The sequence below is a fragment of the Piscinibacter sp. genome (assembly GCF_050175855.1).
In the GTDB taxonomy this organism is placed as follows: domain Bacteria; phylum Pseudomonadota; class Gammaproteobacteria; order Burkholderiales; family Burkholderiaceae_C; genus Piscinibacter.
The window spans coordinates 1-3,883 of the sequence record NZ_JBFXIO010000439.1 but is presented as its reverse complement, the minus strand read 5'-3'; the positions used below and the strand labels follow the sequence as shown (position 1 = coordinate 3,883).

General features: G+C 71.4%; 5 protein-coding genes. 2 read left to right on the top strand and 3 right to left on the bottom strand.

Going from position 1 to position 3,883, the window contains the following annotated elements; all coding sequences use genetic code 11:
- The first annotated feature begins 209 nt into the window (after positions 1-209).
- A complete protein-coding gene (locus AB7U92_RS23370) occupies positions 210-734 on the top strand; it encodes a gamma carbonic anhydrase family protein (RefSeq protein ID WP_428582625.1) in 525 nt (174 codons plus the stop codon).
- Positions 734-1,705: an Hsp33 family molecular chaperone HslO gene (locus AB7U92_RS23365; protein WP_428582623.1), complete on the top strand. Its 972-nt coding sequence runs from the start codon at positions 734-736 to the stop codon at positions 1,703-1,705. Before AB7U92_RS23370 ends, AB7U92_RS23365 begins: the two co-directional genes overlap by 1 nt.
- A 7-nt stretch (positions 1,706-1,712) precedes the next feature.
- Here AB7U92_RS23365 and AB7U92_RS23360 read toward each other — a convergent pair whose 3' ends face one another.
- The 3 genes from AB7U92_RS23360 to pnuC are packed head-to-tail and all read right to left on the bottom strand — an operon-like array spanning position 1,713 to position 3,814.
- Positions 1,713-2,528, bottom strand: coding sequence for a hypothetical protein (locus tag AB7U92_RS23360; protein WP_428582621.1), 816 nt, complete (start codon positions 2,526-2,528; stop codon positions 1,713-1,715).
- Between the two features lie 33 nt (positions 2,529-2,561).
- Complete coding sequence (locus tag AB7U92_RS23355; protein WP_428582619.1) at positions 2,562-3,188, bottom strand: AAA family ATPase; 627 nt, start codon at positions 3,186-3,188, stop codon at positions 2,562-2,564.
- A complete protein-coding gene (gene pnuC / locus AB7U92_RS23350) occupies positions 3,185-3,814 on the bottom strand; it encodes a nicotinamide riboside transporter PnuC (RefSeq protein ID WP_428582617.1) in 630 nt (209 codons plus the stop codon). Before pnuC ends, AB7U92_RS23355 begins: the two co-directional genes overlap by 4 nt.
- Positions 3,815-3,883 lie beyond the last annotated feature (69 nt).

Here is a 3,883-nt window from a genome sequence, read left to right as displayed (position 1 = left end):
TCCGGGCATTCCGGCGCTGGTGCCGGGGCAGGTGATCACGAAGGAGATCGTGCAGTTCCTGCTGTCGCTGATGCGCTCGCACAAGCGCACCGACCTGCACGGCGTGGTGCACGACGGCTATACCCCATGCCTTCGCGTGATGACGGCGGCCGAGGAGCGCAGCAACCGCGCCTTGTGACTACACTTCGCCCCTTCCCCGAAAGCAGGCCATGGCGATCTACCAGCTCGACGACGACATCCCCCGCATCGCGGACACCGCCTGGGTGGCCGACAGCGCCCAGGTGATCGGCCGCGTCGAACTGCAGGACGGCGCCAGCGTGTGGTTCGGCGCGGTGCTGCGCGGCGACAACGAGTGGATCACCGTCGGCCGCGGCTCCAACGTGCAGGACGGCAGCGTGCTGCACACCGACCCCGGCTGCCCGCTGGTGATCGGGCAGGACGTGACGGTGGGCCACCAGGTCACGCTGCACGGCTGCACCATCGGCGACGGCTCGCTGATCGGCATCCAGGCGGTGGTGCTCAACAACGTGAAGATCGGCCGCAACTGCCTCGTGGGTGCGGGCGCGCTGGTCACCGAGGGCAAGGAGTTCCCGGACGGCTCGCTGATCATGGGCTCGCCGGCCCGGGTGGTGCGCCAGCTCTCGCCGGAGCAGTTCGAGCGTGTGAAGATGGGCGCGGTGCACTATGCGGAGAAGGCGGCGCGCTACCGCCGTGGCCTGAAGAAGATCGGCTGATGTCCGAACTGCACAAGTTTCTCTTCGAGGGCCTGCCGGTGCGCGGCATGCTCGTACGCCTGACCGACTCGTGGCAGGAGCTGCTGCGCCGTCGGGAGCAGGCCAATGACAGCTTTCCGCAGCCGGTGCGCATGCTGCTCGGCGAGATGGCGGCGGCCGGTGTGCTGATGCAGTCGAACATCAAGTTCAACGGCGCGTTGGTGCTGCAGGTCTTCGGCGACGGGCCGGTGCGGCTGGCGGTGGCCGAGGTGCAGCCGGACCTGGGCTTTCGCGTCACCGCCAAGGTGGTGGGCGAGGTGGGTTCCGACGCGAAGCTCGAGGCGATGCTCAACGTGCACGGCCAGGGCCGCTGCGCGATCACGCTCGACCCGAAGGACAAGCTGCCCGGCCAGCAGCCCTACCAGGGCGTGGTGCCGCTCCACGGCGACCGGCGCGAGCCTCTGCAGGAGCTGTCGCAGGTGCTCGAGCACTACATGCTGCAGAGCGAGCAGCTCGACACGCGGCTGGTGCTGGCCGCCAACGACGAGGTCGCCGCGGGCCTGCTGATCCAGCGGCTGCCGGTGGAGGGCGAGGGCAACCTCGCCGGGCGGCGCAACGAGGACGAGATCGGCCTGAACGAGGCCTTCAATCGCATCGCGCACCTCGCCTCCACCTTGTCGCGCGAGGAACTGCTGACGCTGAACGCCGACACCGTGCTGCGCCGCCTGTTCTGGGAGGAGGACGTGCGCCGCTTTGAGCCGCAGGCCGGCGCCGACGGCCCGCGATTCCACTGCAGCTGCTCGCGCGAGCGGGTGGCCGGCATGTTGCGCGGGCTGGGTCGCGAGGAGATCGAGGGCATCCTCGCCGAGCAGGGGCAGGTGGAGATCGGCTGCGACTTCTGCGGCATCAAGTACCACTTCGACCCGGTCGACGCCGCCGGCCTGTTCATGCCGGCGGGCTCTCAGCCGCCAGGCAGCAGCTCGCTGAACTGAGCCGGCGCTACTGCCGGAAGCGGCGGGCCTCCTCGGCCTCCTTCAGCCGCACACAGACCGGGTCGCCGGCCTGCTCCGCCTTGGCGCATTCGCGGTGCTCGCAGAAGGGGCGCGTCAGCAGGTTGTTGCCGGCGCACAGCTCGGCCACCGAGCGCGGGCGAACGGGCTCCGGGGGTGACGCCGCAGAGGCCGGTGCGCTCGGGGCCCGTGCGGGTTCGACGACAGGCGCCATCGGCGTGGCGGGCGCTGAAGCCGGCACCGGACGCCGGATGACCGGCTCCGGGATGCGCTTGCGGCGTTCGACCGCCGATGCGGGCAAGGCAGGCGCGGCGGGAGGCGCCGGTTCGGCCACTGAGACGGCGGGCGCCACGGCACTGGCAGGGGCTGCGGGCTCCGGCACAGGTGCAGCCAGCGGCACCTCGGCCGCCGAAACCGAAGCCGATGCCGGAGCCGATGCCGGCAGTGCCACGGCAGACGCCGTCGCCGCCACGGGCGCCGCACTGACTGCCGGCGCGTCAGGAGAGGGGCGCAGCAGCCATACGCCGGCGCCCAGCAGCACGACGAAACTGGCCAGCCCCCACACGACACGCCGTGCAGTGCCCCCCGGCGGCGGCATCGGCTGCGTTTCCTCGATGTCGGGCAGGGCGGCCGGCGCGGTGTGCTGCATCACCAGCGTGGGTGCCGACAGGGGATCGAAGGTGTCGTCCTCGGGGATGAGCGAGCGACTCCAGGCCGCCGAGGGCGCCAGCGCCGCGCCGCACTGACGGCAGACCAGTGCACCATCGGCGTTGTCGGTACTGCACCTGGAGCAGACGTTGGCCATGGACGCGGGCGGCTGCGAAGACCGGCAACGATATCAGAGCCGCGGCAGCCAGTGCCGTTCGCAGTCGGCGTCGCCGCAGCGCTCGCACACCCAGCGCCAGCGCCGGCCCTCGGGCAGTGCCTCGGGCGCGCGGCGGGCGCGTTCGACCGCCGCCAGCGCATTCGCCAGCCGTTCCGGCCCGTGGCCGAACACCACCGAGCAGTCCAGCGCCGCGCGCGCGAGGGCGGCGCGCACCTTGGCGTCCACCGGTTCGCGCACGTGCGGACCGTCGCGCTGGTGGCCGTCGGACTGCCAGGGCAGGTCGAGTGCGGTCAGCAGCGTCAGCTGGCAGCGGGCATGGGCTGCCAGGGCCTCGTCGTACAGGCCTGGGTCGCCGAAGACGTGGTCGCTGTAGACGGCGATCATCAGCGCGGAGGTGTCGGCGACCACGACGTCATGCCCGGCCGCGGCGGCGGCGATGCGGCGCGTCTGCTCGGCAGCGATGCTGCGCTGCTCGTCGATGCGCGGGGTGCGGCCTTCGCGGTCGCAGAACTCGCGCAGGTACTCGCCGACCACGGCCACGCGCTCGCCACGAGCAGCGAGCGTCATGCCGATCTCCTGGGCGAGGGTGGTCTTGCCGGTGCTCTCGGCGCCGAGCAGGGCGACGACGAAGGCGCTCATGGCGTGGCTGCCAGGCGGCGCCAGGCCCGCCAGCCCACCACCGAGAGCACGGCGAACATGGCGTACAGCAGCACCGTCAGCCAGAGCCCCTTGAACGCGAACAGCGCGACGCTGACCACGTTGACCAGCAGCCACACCAGCCAGTTCTCGACGTACTTGCGGCCGAGCAACCACTGGCCGATCACGCTCGCCGCGGTCGGGAAGGCGTCGAACCAGGGCACATCGGAGTCGGTGCGGTGGTCGAGGAAGAGCGCGAGCGCCGGCCAGGCGATCGCCAGGGCGAGCAGGCTGCCGAGCGTCGCGCGGCGCGACAGCGCGCGCACGCGCAGCGCCGAGCCGTTGTCCATGGTGCCGCGCAGCCACTGCCACCAGCCCCACAGCGCCACGACCACGAAGAAGAGCTGCAGTCCAGCCTCACCGTAGAGGCGGCTGTCCCAGAAGAGCAGGCAGTACAGCAGCGAGGAAGCGATGGCCAGAGGCCAGGCCAGCGGGTTGACGCGCATGTTGAGTGCGACCATCACCAGCGCCAGAACGACGGCGATGAGCTCCAGCCAGGTGGCCGGCGCACCCCAGAGCGTGAAGGCGGGCGCGAACAGCGGCCGCAGCGCGTGCAGCAGCGATTCCATCAGCGGGATTGAGGGGCGTTCAGCGCCGCGGCGGCGAGACCTGCACGAAGATCTCGTCGGGCTTGACCA

Excerpts from the sequence above, each read along its gene's own strand:
- AB7U92_RS23355 (WP_428582619.1), bottom strand. The coding sequence starts at position 3,188 with ATGAGCGCCTTCGTCGTCGCCCTGCTCGGCGCCGAGAGCACCGGCAAG.
- AB7U92_RS23370 (WP_428582625.1), top strand. The coding sequence starts at position 210 with ATGGCGATCTACCAGCTCGACGACGACATCCCCCGCATCGCGGACACC.
- pnuC (WP_428582617.1), bottom strand. The coding sequence starts at position 3,814 with ATGGAATCGCTGCTGCACGCGCTGCGGCCGCTGTTCGCGCCCGCCTTC.
- AB7U92_RS23365 (WP_428582623.1), top strand. The coding sequence starts at position 734 with ATGTCCGAACTGCACAAGTTTCTCTTCGAGGGCCTGCCGGTGCGCGGC.
- AB7U92_RS23360 (WP_428582621.1), bottom strand. The coding sequence starts at position 2,528 with ATGGCCAACGTCTGCTCCAGGTGCAGTACCGACAACGCCGATGGTGCA.